General features: G+C 70.7%; 16 protein-coding genes. 8 read left to right on the top strand and 8 right to left on the bottom strand.

The window, feature by feature from the left end; genetic code table 11:
- The 6 genes from ACIRF8_RS34845 to ACIRF8_RS34870 all read left to right on the top strand — a co-directional run bounded on the left by ACIRF8_RS34845 (position 1) and on the right by ACIRF8_RS34870 (position 6,003).
- Positions 1-312 (top strand): urease subunit beta, encoded by a 312-nt coding sequence (locus ACIRF8_RS34845; RefSeq protein WP_404221739.1) that lies wholly within the window; start codon positions 1-3, stop codon positions 310-312.
- Positions 305-2,026 (top strand): urease subunit alpha, encoded by a 1,722-nt coding sequence (locus ACIRF8_RS34850; protein ID WP_404221741.1) that lies wholly within the window; start codon positions 305-307, stop codon positions 2,024-2,026. Before ACIRF8_RS34845 ends, ACIRF8_RS34850 begins: the two co-directional genes overlap by 8 nt.
- An 11-nt stretch (positions 2,027-2,037) precedes the next feature.
- On the top strand, positions 2,038-2,712 hold the full coding sequence (locus tag ACIRF8_RS34855; protein WP_404221743.1) for an urease accessory protein UreF: 675 nt from the start codon (positions 2,038-2,040) through the stop codon (positions 2,710-2,712).
- 60 nt (positions 2,713-2,772) lie between these two features.
- On the top strand, positions 2,773-3,462 hold the full coding sequence (gene ureG, locus ACIRF8_RS34860; RefSeq protein WP_404221745.1) for an urease accessory protein UreG: 690 nt from the start codon (positions 2,773-2,775) through the stop codon (positions 3,460-3,462).
- Positions 3,450-4,238, top strand: coding sequence for an urease accessory protein UreD (locus tag ACIRF8_RS34865; protein ID WP_404221747.1), 789 nt, complete (start codon positions 3,450-3,452; stop codon positions 4,236-4,238). Before ureG ends, ACIRF8_RS34865 begins: the two co-directional genes overlap by 13 nt.
- Before the next feature lie 148 nt (positions 4,239-4,386).
- Positions 4,387-6,003: an alpha/beta hydrolase gene (locus ACIRF8_RS34870; RefSeq protein ID WP_404221749.1), complete on the top strand. Its 1,617-nt coding sequence runs from the start codon at positions 4,387-4,389 to the stop codon at positions 6,001-6,003.
- Between the two features lie 75 nt (positions 6,004-6,078).
- Here the strand turns inward: ACIRF8_RS34870 and ACIRF8_RS34875 are convergent, their stop codons facing one another.
- The 7 genes from ACIRF8_RS34875 to ACIRF8_RS34905 all read right to left on the bottom strand — a co-directional run bounded on the left by ACIRF8_RS34875 (position 6,079) and on the right by ACIRF8_RS34905 (position 12,533).
- Positions 6,079-7,113 carry an NAD-dependent epimerase/dehydratase family protein gene (locus ACIRF8_RS34875; protein WP_404221752.1) on the bottom strand — a complete coding sequence of 345 codons (1,035 nt, stop codon included), beginning with the start codon at positions 7,111-7,113 and terminating at the stop codon, positions 6,079-6,081.
- Positions 7,114-7,173: 60 nt separating this feature from the next.
- The gene (locus tag ACIRF8_RS34880; RefSeq protein WP_404221754.1) at positions 7,174-7,890 is read right to left on the bottom strand and encodes a lysophospholipid acyltransferase family protein; all 717 of its coding nucleotides are present in this window, start codon (positions 7,888-7,890) and stop codon (positions 7,174-7,176) included.
- 122 nt (positions 7,891-8,012) lie between these two features.
- Positions 8,013-8,171 (bottom strand): hypothetical protein, encoded by a 159-nt coding sequence (locus ACIRF8_RS34885; protein ID WP_404221756.1) that lies wholly within the window; start codon positions 8,169-8,171, stop codon positions 8,013-8,015.
- 97 nt (positions 8,172-8,268) lie between these two features.
- Entirely contained in the window at positions 8,269-9,222 is a 954-nt protein-coding gene (locus tag ACIRF8_RS34890) for a cytochrome c oxidase assembly protein (protein ID WP_404221758.1), read from the bottom strand.
- 117 nt (positions 9,223-9,339) lie between these two features.
- A complete protein-coding gene (locus ACIRF8_RS34895; protein WP_404221760.1) occupies positions 9,340-10,365 on the bottom strand; it encodes a 6-phosphofructokinase in 1,026 nt (341 codons plus the stop codon).
- A 161-nt stretch (positions 10,366-10,526) separates the two neighbouring features.
- A complete protein-coding gene (locus ACIRF8_RS34900; protein ID WP_399065632.1) occupies positions 10,527-11,258 on the bottom strand; it encodes a type 1 glutamine amidotransferase in 732 nt (243 codons plus the stop codon).
- A gap of 36 nt (positions 11,259-11,294) precedes the next feature.
- Positions 11,295-12,533, bottom strand: a complete 1,239-nt coding sequence (locus ACIRF8_RS34905) for a MurT ligase domain-containing protein (RefSeq protein WP_404221762.1) — start codon at positions 12,531-12,533, stop codon at positions 11,295-11,297.
- A 140-nt stretch (positions 12,534-12,673) separates the two neighbouring features.
- On the opposite strand from ACIRF8_RS34905, the gene def reads away from it, so the two are divergent.
- Positions 12,674-13,225 (top strand): peptide deformylase, encoded by a 552-nt coding sequence (gene def, locus ACIRF8_RS34910; protein ID WP_404221764.1) that lies wholly within the window; start codon positions 12,674-12,676, stop codon positions 13,223-13,225.
- A 19-nt stretch (positions 13,226-13,244) separates the two neighbouring features.
- Here the strand turns inward: def and ACIRF8_RS34915 are convergent, their stop codons facing one another.
- Positions 13,245-13,898, bottom strand: a complete 654-nt coding sequence (locus tag ACIRF8_RS34915) for a TetR family transcriptional regulator (protein WP_404221766.1) — start codon at positions 13,896-13,898, stop codon at positions 13,245-13,247.
- 164 nt (positions 13,899-14,062) lie between these two features.
- On the opposite strand from ACIRF8_RS34915, the gene ACIRF8_RS34920 reads away from it, so the two are divergent.
- Entirely contained in the window at positions 14,063-15,289 is a 1,227-nt protein-coding gene (locus tag ACIRF8_RS34920) for an acyl-CoA dehydrogenase family protein (protein WP_404221768.1), read from the top strand.
- The last annotated feature ends 90 nt before the right edge of the window (positions 15,290-15,379 follow it).

Raw genomic sequence — 15,379 nt, forward strand, 5'->3', positions numbered from 1 at the left:
ATGATTCCCGGAGAGATCCTCTTCGCCGACGAGCCGGTCGCCTACAACGAGGGCCGCGACGTCATACGTATGACGGTGCTCAACGCCGCCGACCGGCCCATCCAGGTCGGCTCCCACTACCACTTCGTCGAGGCCAACCCCGGTCTCGACTTCGACCGCGCCGCCACCCGCGGCCGACGGCTCAACATCCCCGCCGGAACGGCCGTTCGTTTCGAACCCGGCATTCCCGTCGAGGTCGAACTCGTACCCCTCGCGGGCCACCGGATCGTCCCCGGCCTGCGCGGCGAGACCCGAGGTGCCCTCGATGCCTGAGCTGTCCCGCGCCGCCTACGCCGACCTGTTCGGCCCCACCACCGGCGATCGCGTCCGCCTCGCCGACACCGACCTCTTCGTCGAGATCGAGGAGGACCGCTCGGGCGGCCCCGGCCGCTCCGGCGACGAATCCGTCTTCGGCGGCGGCAAGGTCATCCGCGAATCCATGGGCCAGTCACGCGCCACGCGCGCGGAGGGCACCCCCGACACCGTCATCACCGGCGCCCTGATCATCGACCACTGGGGGATCGTCAAGGCGGACATCGGCATCCGCGGCGGCCGGATCACCGGCATCGGCAAGTCCGGCAACCCCGACACCATGGACGGCGTCCACCCGGACCTCGTCATCGGCCCGGAGACCGAGATCCTCGCGGGCAACGGGAAGATCGTCACCGCGGGCGGCATCGACACCCACATCCACTTCATCTCGCCGACCATCGTCGACGAGGCACTCGCCTCGGGCGTGACGACGCTCGTCGGCGGCGGCACGGGGCCGGCCGAGGGGTCCAAGGCCACCACCATCACCCCCGGCTCCTGGCACCTCGCCCGGATGTTCGCGGCGATGGAGCACAGCCCCGTCAACATCGGCTTCCTCGGCAAGGGCAACACCATGTCGAAGGAGTCCATGCGCGACCAACTGCGCGCGGGTGTCCTGGGCTTCAAGATCCACGAGGACTGGGGCGCCACCCCGGCCGTGATCTCCGCCTGCCTCGACGTGTGCGAGGAGTCCGGTGCCCAACTCGCCGTCCACTCCGACACGTTGAACGAAGCCGGTTTCGTCCAGGACACCTTCGACGCCGTCGGCGGACGGACCCTGCACGCCTTCCACGTGGAGGGCGCGGGCGGCGGACACGCGCCGGACATGATCACCGCCGTGCAGTTGCCCAACATGCTGCCCAGCTCCACCAACCCGACCCGGCCGCACACCGTCAACACCGTCGAGGAACACCTCGACATGCTGATGGTCTGCCACCACCTCAACCCCGCGGTCCCCGAGGACCTCGCCTTCGCCGAGTCCCGGATCCGGCCCACCACCATCGCGGCCGAGGACATCCTGCACGACATGGGCGCCATCTCGATCATGTCCTCGGACTCGCAGGCCATGGGCCGCGTCGGCGAGGTCATCATGCGTACCTGGCAGACCGCCCACGTCATGAAGCGCCGCCGCGGCTTCCTGCCCGGAGACCTCCGCGCCGACAACCAGCGGGCCCGTCGCTACGTCGCCAAGTACACGATCAACGCGGCGATCGCGCAGGGCATCGAGCACGAGGTCGGTTCCGTCGAGACCGGCAAGCTCGCCGACCTGGTGCTCTGGGACCCCCGGTTCTTCGGTGTGAAACCGCAGGCCGTCCTCAAGGGCGGGCAGATCGCCTACGCTCAGATGGGCGACGCCAACGCCTCCATCCCGACCCCCCAGCCGGTGCTGCCGCGCCCCATGTTCGGCGCCTACGGCAGCGCGCCCGCGGCCAACTCGTTCAACTTCACCAGCGAATGGGCCCTGGAGGACGGCCTCCCGGACCGCCTCGGCCTGGGACGAACGTTCGTTCCGATCCGCTCGACCCGGGGCCGCACCAAGGCCGACATGCGCAACAACGACGCCCTCCCGCGAGTGGAGGTCGCCCCGGACTCGTTCGCCGTGACCATCGACGGTGAACTCGTCGAACCCGCCCCCGCCGCCGAACTGCCGCTCGCCCAGCGGTACTTCCTGTTCTGAGCAGCCACGTCATGACACGCGCGACCCTGCTCGTCCTCGCCGACGGCCGCTTCCCCGCCGGTGGGCATGCCCACTCCGGCGGCGCGGAGGCCGCGGTCAAGGCCGGCCGCGTCACCGACGCGGCGAGCCTGGAGGAGTTCTGCCGCGGACGACTGCACACCAGCGGCGTCGTGGCCGCCGCCCTCGCGGCCGCCGCGACGCTCGGCGTCGACCCCCTCGCCCTCGACACGGCGGCCGACGCCCGCACACCGTCCGCCGCCCTGCGCGTCACCGCGCGCAGGCTCGGCCGCCAGTTGATGCGCGCCGCCCGCGCCACCTGGCCGCACCCCGAACTCGACGCCCTGGCACGCGCCTTCCCCAAGGGCGCGCACCAGCCGGTCGTCCTCGGCCTCACCGCCCGCGCGGCCGGACTCGGCCCACAGGACGCCGCGTACTGCTCCGCGTACGAGGGGATCAGCGGGCCCGCGACCGCCGTCGTACGCCTGCTGAGCCTCGACCCCTTCGACGCGACGGGTGTCCTCGCGCGGCTCGCGCCCGAACTGGACCTCGCCGTGCGCGACGCCGTGGACGCGGCGAGACGCGCCGTCGACGCCGGGATCGACGCGCTGCCCGCCGGGTCCGCGCCGCTGCTGGAGATCGGCGCGGAGGCGCACGCCGCCTGGCCGGTCCGGCTGTTCGCGTCATAGGGCGCTCCTGTCCCCGAGCCTTTCCGGCTCACCCCGCTCATGAATCCGGAGCCGTAGACCATGCACCTCGACCACTCCCACGACGGCCCCGCCGCCGTCTCCGCCGACGCCCACCGCCCCGACGGCACCCGCCGCGCCCTGCGCATCGGGCTCGGCGGGCCCGTCGGGTCCGGCAAGACCGCCACCGTCGCCGCGCTGTGCCGCGCCCTGCGCGACGAGCTCTCCCTCGCCGTCGTCACCAACGACATCTACACGCGCGAGGACGCCGAGTTCCTGCTGCGGGAGGCCGTGCTGCCGCCCGAACGGATCACCGCCGTCGAGACCGGCGCCTGCCCCCACACCGCTATCCGCGACGACATCTCCGCCAACCTGGAGGCCGTCGAGGACCTGGAGAGCGAGCTGTCCACCAGCGCAGGGCCGCTCGACCTCGTCCTCGTCGAGTCCGGCGGCGACAACCTCACCGCGACCTTCTCCAAGGGCCTCGTCGACGCCCAGATCTTCGTCATCGACGTCGCGGGCGGCGACGACATCCCGCGCAAGGGCGGCCCCGGCGTCACCACGGCCGACCTGCTCGTCATCAACAAGACGGACCTCGCCCCCTACGTCGGGTCCGACCTGGCGAGGATGGCCGCCGACGCCAAGGAGGCCCGCGGCGAACTCCCCGTGGTGCTCCAGTCACTGCGCTCCGAGAGCGGGGTCGGCGAGGTCGCGGCCTGGGTGCGGGCGCGGTTCACCGCATGGACCGCGTGACCGTGCACGGCGAGGCGCGAGCGGGCGTTCGTTCCACCGCCCGCGTCACCGCGCGCGACGACGGACGCGGCGGCACCGCACTGCCCGTCCTGGAGAGCGAGGGTTCGTTCGCACTCCGCCGCGTCCGGGCCCCCGGCTCCGCGGCCGGTGTCATGCTCGTCGGCGCCATGAGCGGCCCCCTCGGCGGCGATCACTTCACCGTCGGGGCCGACGTCGAGGCAGGAGCCCATCTGCGCATCGGCTCGGTCGCGGCCACCCTCGCCCTGCCCGGTCAGGCCAAGGGCGAGGCGCGCTACGACGTCCGGCTCACCGTCGCCGACGGTGCCCGACTCGACTGGCTACCGGAACAGTTGATCTCGGTGGACGGCAGCGATCTACGGGTCACCACCCGCGCCGATCTCGCTCCCGGAGCCCGCCTCGTCCTGCGCGAGGAACAGGTCCTCGGCCGTGTCGGGGAGCAGCCGGGCCGGCTCACCAGCCGTCTGACGCTGTACCGCGCGGGGCGCCCCCTGCTCGACCAGGAACTCGCCTGCGGGCCGGGCGCACCCGGCGGCTGGGACGGCCCCGCCGCTCTGGCCGGTCACCGGGCTCTGGGTCAACTCGTCGTCGTACGGCCGGAGTTCGAGACCGATCGGCCGTCCGCCGCGGTGCTCGACGCGGACGGCACCGCCGCGCTCATGCCGCTCGCGGGCCCCGCCGTGCTGGTCACCGCGGTCGCATCCGACGCTCTGCGCCTGCGCCGGACGCTGGACGCGGCCCTGGCCGACCTGGTCTGACCGCTGACCGGGACAAGTCATACCGTTTATCGGATTGGTAAAGAACGACCGCCCTCTCTGTTGTCAGGCACCCCTCACGCGACAGGATCCGCGTACCGATCGGCAACACGATCGACGTACCGTCCGAACCCATGTGCGGAGGCCTCACGTGAGACAGACTCGACAGACGAGTCGCGGCAGCCGGAAGGTGGTGATCGGCTCCGCCGGTGCGTTCGCAGCGGCGGCGCTGATAGCGGGTGCGGTCAGCGCCCCCGCCGCCAGCGCCGAGCAGCGCACGACCGGCAGCCACAGCCAGGACCGTGAGGCGAAGGGCGCCGCCGTCGCCGCGGCCCGGGCCGAGAAGAAGGGCATCGACTGGCAGGACTGCCCCGCCGACTGGGGCTTCGCCAAGCCCATCCAGTGCGGCTGGGTCACCGTGCCGCTCGACTACGCCAAGCCCTACGGCAAGCAGATCAAGCTCGCTGTCGACCGCGCCGTCTCCACGGGCACCGCCGGTGAGCGACAGGGCTCCCTCGTCTACAACCCCGGCGGCCCCGGCGGCTCGGGCATGCGCTTCCCGGCCCGCGTCACCACCAAGAACCCGCTGTGGGAGAAGACCTCGAAGGCGTACGACTTCGTCGGCTTCGACCCGCGCGGCGTGGGCCACTCGACGCCGATCTCCTGCATCGACCCGCAGGAGTACGTCAAGGCTCCCAAGGCCGACCCGGTCCCCGACGACGAGGCGGACAAGCGCGCCCAGCGCAAGCTCGCCAAGGAGTACGCGGACGGCTGCTACGAGCGCAGCGGCGAGATGCTGCCGCACATGACGACGCCGAACACCGCGCGCGACCTCGACGTCATCCGCGCCGCCCTCGGCGACAAGAAGCTCAACTACCTGGGCGTCTCCTACGGCACCTACCTGGGCGCCGTCTACGGCACGCTCTTCCCTGGCCACGTCCGCCGCATGATCGTGGACAGCGTCGTCGACCCGGCCAAGGACAACATCTGGTACCAGGCCAACCTCAACCAGGACATCGCCTTCGAGGGGCGCTGGAAGGACTGGCAGGACTGGGTCGCCAAGAACGACGCCACGTTCCACCTCGGCGACACGCGCGCCAAGGTGCAGCAGCAGTGGCTCACCTTGCGCGCCGCCGCGAAGAAGAGCCCCCTCGGCGGGATCGTCGGCCCGGCCGAACTCATCACCTTCTTCCAGAGCGCCCCGTACTACGACTCCTCGTGGGCGCCCGTCGCCAAGACGTGGAGCAAGTACGTCGCCGGTGACACACAGGCACTGATCGACGCCATCGCCCCCGACATGTCCGACACCGCGGGCAACGCGGCCTCGGAGAACAGCAACGCGGTCTACACCGCCGTCGAGTGCGCCGACGCCAAGTGGCCCACGAGCTGGCAGAAGTGGGACAGGGACAACACGCGGCTCCACAAGGACTACCCGTTCATGACGTGGGCCAACGCGTGGATGAACCTGCCCTGCGCCACCTGGAGGACCAAGCAGCAGACGCCGATCGACGTCAAGACCGGCAAGGGTCTGCCGTCGGTCCTCATCGTGCAGTCCACGCGTGACGCCGCCACCCCGTACGAGGGCGCCGTCGAGCTGCACAAGCGCTTCAAGGGCTCCCGCCTGATCACCGAGAAGGACGCGGGCTCCCACGGTGTCACCGGTCTGAGCAACCCCTGCATCAACGACCGTGTCGACACCTACCTGCTCACCGGCAAGACCGACAGCAAGGACGTGACGTGCGCCCCGCACGCCACCCCCAAGCCGTGACGTCCGCCTGAGCGAACGCGCCACCTGGTCCGGCCCCCGCCGTCGCGGGGGCCGGACCTGTGCAAAGACAGGCTCTCAGCCCCGCGCCGCCAGCCACGCGTCCTCGGCCGCGTAGTCGAAGAGCCCCGTCGTGTAGTTCGCGACCATCTGGGGGAAGCCGTCCACCCAGTCCTGCTGCCGCAGCCGCTCGGCCAGCCAGTGCACCGTCTCGGGAAGCGCGTCGGCGTACGTCGTGACGGGCCGGTAGCCCAACTCCCGCTCCGCCGCGGACATGTCGAAGACGAACGGGTACGGCAGCGACCACGGTGTGTCCCCGACCGTCGGCGCCGGGGGCGGGCCGTCGACCAGCACCGTCTGCGTCTCGGCACCCATCACCGTGTCGATCATGGCGCCGATCTCGGCGACCGTGGGACTGTCGGGGTCCGCGCCGTTGAGCACTCGCGATCCCGGCCGGGCCGCCGCGAGCCGCACCAGCTCCGCCAGGTTCCTGACGCTCACCGGATGGAAGCGGCTCTGCCCGCCGTACCCGAGCACGCGCGTGCGCCGCCCGTCGATGTTCCGCTTCACGAAGTACAGCTCCCGCGGCGTGCGGCAATGCGGGCCGTACACCGCACTCGCCCGCAGCAGCGTCGTCGGCAGCTTGTCGCCGAGCGCCAGCAGTTCCCGTTCGAGCTGTATCTTCCGCGTCCCGTACGTCGCGTCGCCCGCCGGGACCGTCCGCCACGTCTCCGGGACCGGAACCGGGAAGCGAGGCTTGCCGTCCGGCTCCTCCTGCGTGTCGAAGCTGCGCCCCCGCTCGTCCTCGTACACGGCGCCGCTCGAGATCACGACCGCCGAACCGATCCGGTCGGCGAACCGCGCGAGCTGCCGCCCGTGCCGTCCGGCGAACGCCACCAGATCCACGACCAGGTCGACACCGTCCCCGAGCAGCTCCGCCACGGCCGCGTCGTCGTCCCGCTCCAGCCGCACCGAGCGCACCTCGTCCGGCCACGACGCGTCCCGGTCGCCGCGCCGCGAGGCCGCCGTCACCGCCCAGCCGTCCTGTGCGAGCGCCCGTACCGAAGGGCGCCCGATCTGCCCTGTTCCACCGATCACCAAAGCCGTCTTCATGCACGGACCGTACGTCCCGGCACGCGGCGGGCCCGCCGGATTCTGCTCAGCGCAGAGCGGTCAGCTCAGCGGCATCCTCGGGAACTTCCGCGCCTTCGCCTTCTCGGCCTCGGCCTTGACGAGCGCCGCGTACGCGTCGACGTACTCCTGCCCGGACAGGTCGAGGATCGCGTACATGATCTCGTCGGTGACGGCCCGCAGGATCGCCTTCTCGCCGTCCATGCCCGCGTACCGCGAGAAATCCAGCGGCTTGCCGAACCGGATCGTCACCCGCCGCATGTTCGGGATCTTCTGACCGGGAGGCTGCGCCTCGAACGTGCCGATCATCGCGCACGGGACCACCGGGACCTGCGCCTTCAGGGCCATCGCGGCGACACCCACCTTGCCCTTGTAGAGCCGCCCGTCGTGCGAGCGCGTGCCCTCCGGATAGATGCCCAGCAGCTCGCCGCGGCCGAGCACCCCGAGCCCTTCGCGGATCGCGGCCTGCCCCGCCTCCTTGCCCGAGCGGTCGACCGGGATCTGCCCCGCGCTGCGGAAGAAGGCGGCGGTCAGCCGGCCCTTGATCCCCGGGCCCGTGAAGTACTCGGCCTTCGCCAGGAAGGTGATCCGCCGCTTGATGATCGCCGGCATCAGGAAGTGATCGGAGAACGACAGATGATTGCCCGCGACGATCGCCGCGCCCTCGTCCGGGATGTGCTCCAGGCCCTCGATCCGGGGCCGGAACATCAGCCGCAGCAGCGGCCCGAGGATCACGTACTTCAGCAGTCGGTAGAACATGCCGGTCGCCTTCCCCCATGCCGCGCCGTCCGAAGCGCGCGGAGCCTGTGAGCAGCGCCGATGCGCTGCGTGCGCACAGTAGTCAATCGGCGTCCCGCGCGCGAGAGGCCGATCAAGCCGCGTCAGGCGCCGCGCGAGGCCACCATCGCCACCGTGATCAGCCCGAGCACCACCCAGCCGAACCACAGCCAGCCGTTGCTACCGAGCGCCACCGTGTAGGCGGTGACGGCCACCAGGCCGCCGACGGTGAACACACCCATCGTCTTCGTGGAACCGGGCATCACACACGCTCCTCCCGGCAGCCGGACGGCGTACAGCCATGTGCGGCGCCCGAACCGCGACCGAAAGGCCATAGTCACCCGTGAGGGGCCGGTGGCGCTACTGTCCGCGCGCGTTCAACGAGGCCAGGTAGGCGTTGTACGCCGCCAGCTCCTTGTCGCCGTCCCGGTCCGCCGCGCGGTCCGTGCGGCGCGCCTGGCGGTCCTCGGACTTCTTCCACTGGAAGAGCAGCGCGAGCAGCACCAGGACCGACGGCACCTCACTGAACGCCCACGCGATACCGCCCGCCGCCGTCTGGTCGGACAGCGGATCGACGCCCAGGGAGGCGGGCGGGTTGTCGAAGGTGCTGACCATGGAGGTGCTGGCCATCATCAGCGCGATCCCGAAGAAGGCGTGGAACGGCATGCCCGCGAACAGCTCCAGCATCCGCATGACGTAACCGGGCCGGTGCGGTCCCGGGTCCACTCCCATGATCGGCCAGAAGAAGACCACGCCCACGGCCAGGAAGTGCACCATCATCGCGATGTGCCCGACCTTCGACCCCATGAGGAAGTCGAACAGGGGCGTGAAGTAGAGCGCGTACAGGCTCGCGATGAACAGGGGGATCGTGAACGCGGGGTGCGTGATGATCCGCATGTACCGACTGTGCAGCAGCATCAGCAGCAGTTCGCGCGGCCCCTTGTCGCCACGCTGCGCCGACACCGGGAGCGCCCGCAGCGCGAGCGTGATGGGGGCGCCCATGAGCAGCAGGATCGGCGACAGCATGCTGATGACCATGTGCTGCACCATGTGCACGCTGAACATGACCATCCCGTAGTCGTTCAGCTTGGTGCACATCACCAGGCCCACGGTCAGCACACCCACCACGAACGCGACGGTACGCGTCACCGGCCAGGAGTCACCGCGCCGTGCGAGCCGCACGACGCCCCACCCGTAGAGCGCGAGCGCGAGGAGGCAGCCGATCAGGAAGAAGGGGTCGGCGGACCATGCGAGACCGCGCCCCAGCGTGAACGGCGGCAGATCCATGTTCATGCCGTGCCCGCTGTGATCCATCCGCCCGCTCCTGTTGCTCGTTTCGTACGGATTGTGCGCACCCAGACTAGAGCTGCCCCCGGCCGAGGTGTCGGCCGGGGGCAGCTCCGGGTGTGAAGCACGCGGAAGAAGCAGTACTTACAGGACGCACTCCGCCTCGGCGTAGCGCTCCGGCGGCACCGTCTTCAACGTCTCGACGGCCTCCGCGAGCGACACCATCACGATGTCGGTGCCGCGCAATGCGGTCATCTTGCCGAACTCGCCCCGGTGCACGGCCTCCACGGCGTGCCAGCCGAACCGCGTCGCCAGCACCCGGTCGTACGCCGTCGGGGTGCCACCGCGCTGCACATGGCCGAGGATCACCGGGCGCGCCTCCTTGCCGAGGCGCTGCTCCAGCTCGATGGAGAGCTGCCGAGCGATACCCGCGAAGCGCTCGTGCCCGTAGATGTCCTTGCCGCCCTCGTCGTACTCCATCGAACCGGCCCGGGGCTTGGCGCCCTCGGCGACGACGACGATGGCGAACTTCTTCCCCGCCTCGAACCGCTCGCCGACCTTCTTGGTCAGCTCGTCGATGTCGAAGGGGCGCTCGGGCACGACGACCGCGTGCGCGCCCGCCGCCATGCCGGAGTGCAGCGCGATCCAGCCGGTGTGCCGCCCCATGACCTCGACGATCAGCACCCGCTGGTGCGACTCGGCGGTCGTCTTCAGCCGGTCGAGGGCCTCGGTGGCGACCCCGACGGCCGTGTCGAAGCCGAACGTCACATCGGTGACGGCGATGTCGTTGTCGATGGTCTTCGGTACGCCGACGATCGGCAGGCCCGCGTCGGACAGCAGCCGGGCCGCCTTGAGGGTGCCCTCACCGCCGATCGGGATGATCGCGTCGAGACCGAGATCGGCGACATGCCCCTTGGCCCGCTCGACGCCGTCCCGCAGATGCGCGGGCTGCACCCGGGAGGAGCCGAGGATGGTGCCGCCCCGGGCGAGGATGCCGCCCACCGCGTCCAGGTCCAGCTTGCGGTAGTCGCACTCGAGCAGGCCCTTCCACCCGTCGCGGAAGCCGATGACCTCGTCGCCGTGATCGACGACGGCACGGTGCACGACCGAACGGATCACGGCGTTCAGACCGGGACAGTCGCCGCCGGAGGTGAGGACACCAATACGCATAAGCCCGGAATACCTTTGCAAACGTGGGCCGGTGGCCGGACCACGCCGTCCGGCTGAATTGCCCGTACCTTATCGGCGCCCGGGGGGCTCACCGTAAGGGCCGTCCGCCAGGTGGACAGCCCCGCTCACATGGGCGCGAGAGCGCCCGAAAGGGACGGACGCTAGGCCGGCTGAGCGGTCGCGGCAGCAATGCGCTCGTTGCGGAGCGCCTCGTACCACCGGTCGTCCACCGGGGGCAGCGCGTTCACGTCGAGAGCCAGCTTCAGCAGCAGATCGGCGATCAGCGGGTTGCGGGCAAGCACGGGGCCGTGCATGTACGTACCGAACACGGTGTCGTTGAAGGCGCCTTCGGTGCCGTCCCCCGTGCCGTTGCCCTTGCCGATCCGGGTGCGGGCGAACGGCCGCGCCGACGGACCGAGATGCGTGACGCCCTGGTGGTTCTCGAACCCGGTCAGCGGCGGAAGCCCCAACTGCGGGTCGATGTCGCCCAGGACGTCACCGACGCACCGCTCGCCCTCACCACGGGTCGAGACGACATCGAGCAGCCCGAGACCGGGCTCGCGCTCACCGAGGTCGTTGATGAACTCGTGGCCGAGGATCTGGTAACCGGCGCACACCGAGAACACGATCGCGCCGTTGCCCACGGCACGCTGGAGACCGCCGTCACGGCGCAGCCGCTCGGCCGCGAGACGCTGCGGCCGGTCCTCGCCCCCACCGATCAGGTAGATGTCGCCCGAGGTGGGCACCGGCTGGTCGCTGCGCACGTCGTAGCGCTCGACCTGGAGGCGGCGCTGGCGGGCACGGCGCTCCACCACGAGGGCGTTGCCCTGGTCGCCGTAGGTGCTCAGCAGGTCGGGGTAGACCCACACCAGACGCAGGCTGTTGTCACTCATGCTCATGATCCTTAGCTGGTCCTCGTGTGAATCCGGTCAGTTGCCCACGCGGCGGCGGACGTCCTGGAACGCGGTGTAGTTGGCGATGAGCTCGATCCGCCCGGGCGGGGACATCTGCACCGCCTCGTCGAGCGTCTCGCAGACCCGGAAGTCCAGGTTGGCGACCTCCAGGCGGACCGCGAGGTCGAGCTTGCGGTCACCGATGACACAGATCGGGTGCCCGGCGAGCCGCGTGTAGTCGACGTCCCACAGCCAGGAGGTGTCGGTGCCGTCGGCGCCTCGCGCGTTCACGGAGAGGATCACCGGGGTGGGCGGCGGGTCGATCAGGGTAAACGTTTCGAGCCAGCCCGCCGGGTTCTTCGCGAGCAGCAGCCGCAGGTCCCGGTTCTGGAACTGCACGACGTCGTAGCGGCCCGCCACGGCCTGCACCTGGTACATGCGCTCCAGGGCGACCTGCGGCGGTACGCCGAAGCAGGCGGCGACGGCCGCCGACGAGGCCGCGTTCGCCTTGTTGGCGCGGCCTGGGAGTTGCAGGTGGATCGGCCACGCGGAGCCGTGCGGGTCCAGGACGTAGTCGCCCTGCAGCGCCCAGCTCGCGGTGGGGCGCCGGAAGCCGCACTCGCCGCAGAACCAGTCGTCGCCGGGGCGCTGCATCACGCCGCCGCACGCCGGGCAGGACCAGGCGTCGTCCTTCCACTCCTGGCCCGCGGCGACCCACACCACGTTCGGCGAGGAGGAGGCGGCCCACACCACCAGCGGGTCGTCCGCGTTGGCGATCACGATGGCCTTCGACCCCGCGAGCCCCTCGCGCCACGTCTCGGCGAGCATGCGGGTCTCGGCGGCGCGGTCGAGCTGGTCGCGCGACAGGTTGAGCAGGGCGATCGCCTTGGGAGCGGTGTCGCGGGCGACCCCGGCCAGGTACTTCTCGTCGACCTCGATCACGCCGAACTTGGCGTCGGAGCCCGCGGCCAGGGCGGAGGTGATGCCCGCCGGCATGTTCGCCCCCAGCGCGTTCGAGACGACCGGACCGCTGGCCCGCAGGGCCTCGGCGATCAGCCGGGTCGTCGTCGTCTTGCCGTTCGTGGCCGAGACGAGCACCACGTCGAGGTGCTGGGCGAGCCGTCCGAGCAGCTCGGGGTCGAACTTGAGCGCGACCTTGCCGCCGATCACCGATCCGCTGCCGCGGCCCGCGGCCCGCGACACCGCGGCCGCGGCCTTCCCGGCCGTCACGGCCAGCTTGGCCCGCGGAGTCATCGACTCCGAGTTGCCTGACATTGTTGGGTCCTCCTTGCGTACGGCGCCGCGCCTGCCCGGGCATCGCTTTCCGGCCTCAGCCTATCGAGATCCACCGACAAGCCCGAACCGCGGCACCACCAGCGGAATCGGGGTGCTGCTCGGACCGTACCCTTACGGCCATGCGACACGGCTCGATCCCGGGCGCCTCCGGGCGCGTACGACCCCTGACCCTGCTCGGTGATCCGGTGCTCCATCAACCCTGCGCGGAGGTCACCGACTTCGGCCCGCCGCTCGCGCGCCTGGTGCAGGACCTGTTCGCCACGATGTACGCGGCCCAGGGCGTCGGCCTCGCCGCCAACCAGGTCGGCGAACCGGTGCGGGTCTTCGTCTACGACTGCGAGGACGACGACGATGTGCGCCACGTCGGCCATGTCGTCAACCCGCGCCTGGTCGAGGCGGACGGCGTCGTGGTCCGGGGCCCCGAGGGCTGCTTGTCGCTGCCCGGCCTGGAGGCGGGCACGCCTCGCTTCGACCACGCGCGCGTGGAGGGCTTCGACAGGACGGGAGCCCCTGTGGTGATCGACGGCACGGGCTGGTTCGCCCGGTGCCTCCAGCACGAGTGCGACCACCTGGAGGGCCGTACGTACACGGAACGGGTCACGGGCTGGCGCCGCAGAAGAGTGCTTCGCCAGGCGGCCAAGGCACCCTGGTCGGGGACCGCGGGCCGCTAGCGGTCGTGCTGGGCGGCTCTCAGAACCCGGGGCCGCCCGCCTTGTCGCCCGCCGCGGCGAGCCGCCCCCACAGGAGGTCGGCCAGACCCTGGACCAATTCCGCGCGCGTGCAGGGGCGTTCGCCGAGCCACCAGTCGCCCGCGGCGTGCATCATCCCGACGATCCCGTGGCCCCACACGCGGGCGAGCTGCTGCCCGGCCGGGCCGAGGTCCACCCGCTCCTCGATGACGTCGGCCAGCTCCTCGCCCATGCGCCGCAGCAACGGCGCCGAATGCCGCCCCACGTCGAATCCCGGGTCGGCGGGGGAGACGTCCGCCGGGTGCATCAGGAACCGGTAGACCTGGGGCCTGGCCTCGATCGCCGCCAAGTAGGTGTCCAGCGTCGCCTCCACCCGCTCACGGCGCTCTGCGGGCGCGTCCAGAGCGGCCCGCAGGGAAGCGAGCAGGGCGTCCGTGTGGCGCTTGGCGAGCGCCGCGTAGAGCCCGCCCTTGTCGCCGAAGTGCCGGTAGAGGATCGGCTTGGTGATCCCGGCCTCGGCCGCGATGGCGTTCATCGAGGCACCCGGACCGTCCCGGAGCACCACGCGGTCCGCTGCCTCGAGCAGCTCGCGGCGCCGCCGCTCGGCGGCGGACTGCTGTTCCGCGCGCTGATCGGTCCGCTGTGTGGTCTCCATGAGGATTCTCCCCGCCCGTGCGATGGCTTGACGCACGCGAAAGGTAACACCCGTCGGTCGACCGGTATCGAACGCGTACTCGGAGGTTGACATCGGCTACTGGTCGGTAACAGACTCTCGTTACCGTAAGTAACCTATGCAGTGTACGCAGTCCTGGAGGGGCCATGGCCGAGTTCACAATGGATCTCAACGACGAGCAGAAGGAAGTGCGTGACTGGCTTCACGGCTTCGCCGCCGATGTGATCCGCCCCGCGGCCGCCGAGTGGGACGAGCGCGAGGAGACCCCCTGGCCGGTCATCCAGGAAGCGTCCAAGCTCGGAATCTACTCCCTCGACTTCTACGCGCAGCAGTTCTTCGACCCGACCGGTCTCGGCATTCCGATGACCATGGAGGAGCTGTTCTGGGGCGACGCCGGCATCGCCCTGTCGATCGTGGGCACGGGCCTCGCCGCGGTCGGCGTCCTCGCCAACGGCACCGAGGAGCAGATCGGCACCTGGATCCCGCAGATGTACGGCGACGTCAACGACGTGAAGGTGGCCGCCTTCTGCTCCTCCGAGCCGGACGCGGGCTCCGACGTCGCCTCCATGCGGACCCGGGCCGTCTACGACGAGGCCAAGGACGAGTGGGTCCTCAACGGCACCAAGACGTGGGCGACCAACGGCGGCATCGCCAACGTCCACGTGGTGGTCGCCTCCGTCGACCCCGAACTCGGCTCGAAGGGGCACGCCTCCTTCATCGTCCCGCCGAACACCCCGGGCCTGGCCCAGGGCCAGAAGTTCAAGAAGCACGGCATCCGCGCCTCGCACACCGCCGAGGTCGTCCTGGAGAACGTCCGGGTGCCCGGCTCCTGCCTGCTCGGCGGCAAGGACAAGCTCGACGAGCGCCTCGCCCGCGCGCGCGAGAAGGCCAAAAAGGGCGGGGAGCGCGTCAAGAACGCCGCCATGGCGACCTTCGAGGCGTCGCGTCCGGCCGTCGGCGCCATGGCGGTCGGCACCGCCCGCGCCGCCTACGAGGAGGCGCTGGAGTACGCGAAGACGCGCGAGCAGTTCGGCCGCCCGATCATCGACAACCAGGGTGTGGCCTTCCAACTGGCCGACATGCGGACGCAGATCGACGCCGCGCGTCTGCTGGTGTGGCGTGCCTCCTGGATGGGGACCACGGGCAAGAAGTTCGAGAACGCCGAAGGCTCCATGTCGAAGCTGTTCGCGAGCGAGACCGCCAAGAAGGTCACCGCCCAGGCCATCCAGATCCTCGGCGGCAACGGCTACACGCGGGAGTACCCCGTCGAGCGCATGCACCGCGACGCCGCGATCTACACGATCTTCGAGGGCACGAGCGAGATCCAGCGACTGGTCATCGCCCGGACCCTGTCCGGAATGCCGATCCGCTAGGTCGTGTCCGCAAAGTGGTTGGGTCGTTGGTGTCTTCGTGGTGCGTCGACATGAGCTGACTGATGAATCGTGGGCGGTGATCGAGCCGTT

Origin of the sequence: Streptomyces sp. NPDC102406 (assembly GCF_044765725.1) — a bacterium.
Classification (GTDB): domain Bacteria; phylum Actinomycetota; class Actinomycetes; order Streptomycetales; family Streptomycetaceae; genus Streptomyces.

Coding starts and splice junctions, on each gene's coding strand:
- def (WP_404221764.1), top strand. CDS start 12,674: ATGCGACACGGCTCGATCCCGGGCGCCTCCGGGCGCGTACGACCCCTG.
- ACIRF8_RS34900 (WP_399065632.1), bottom strand. CDS start 11,258: ATGAGTGACAACAGCCTGCGTCTGGTGTGGGTCTACCCCGACCTGCTG.
- ACIRF8_RS34875 (WP_404221752.1), bottom strand. CDS start 7,113: ATGAAGACGGCTTTGGTGATCGGTGGAACAGGGCAGATCGGGCGCCCT.
- ACIRF8_RS34850 (WP_404221741.1), top strand. CDS start 305: ATGCCTGAGCTGTCCCGCGCCGCCTACGCCGACCTGTTCGGCCCCACC.
- ACIRF8_RS34865 (WP_404221747.1), top strand. CDS start 3,450: ATGGACCGCGTGACCGTGCACGGCGAGGCGCGAGCGGGCGTTCGTTCC.
- ACIRF8_RS34855 (WP_404221743.1), top strand. CDS start 2,038: ATGACACGCGCGACCCTGCTCGTCCTCGCCGACGGCCGCTTCCCCGCC.
- ACIRF8_RS34845 (WP_404221739.1), top strand. CDS start 1: ATGATTCCCGGAGAGATCCTCTTCGCCGACGAGCCGGTCGCCTACAAC.
- ACIRF8_RS34920 (WP_404221768.1), top strand. CDS start 14,063: ATGGCCGAGTTCACAATGGATCTCAACGACGAGCAGAAGGAAGTGCGT.
- ACIRF8_RS34895 (WP_404221760.1), bottom strand. CDS start 10,365: ATGCGTATTGGTGTCCTCACCTCCGGCGGCGACTGTCCCGGTCTGAAC.
- ACIRF8_RS34880 (WP_404221754.1), bottom strand. CDS start 7,890: ATGTTCTACCGACTGCTGAAGTACGTGATCCTCGGGCCGCTGCTGCGG.
- ACIRF8_RS34885 (WP_404221756.1), bottom strand. CDS start 8,171: ATGCCCGGTTCCACGAAGACGATGGGTGTGTTCACCGTCGGCGGCCTG.
- ACIRF8_RS34905 (WP_404221762.1), bottom strand. CDS start 12,533: ATGTCAGGCAACTCGGAGTCGATGACTCCGCGGGCCAAGCTGGCCGTG.
- ACIRF8_RS34890 (WP_404221758.1), bottom strand. CDS start 9,222: ATGGATCACAGCGGGCACGGCATGAACATGGATCTGCCGCCGTTCACG.
- ureG (WP_404221745.1), top strand. CDS start 2,773: ATGCACCTCGACCACTCCCACGACGGCCCCGCCGCCGTCTCCGCCGAC.
- ACIRF8_RS34915 (WP_404221766.1), bottom strand. CDS start 13,898: ATGGAGACCACACAGCGGACCGATCAGCGCGCGGAACAGCAGTCCGCC.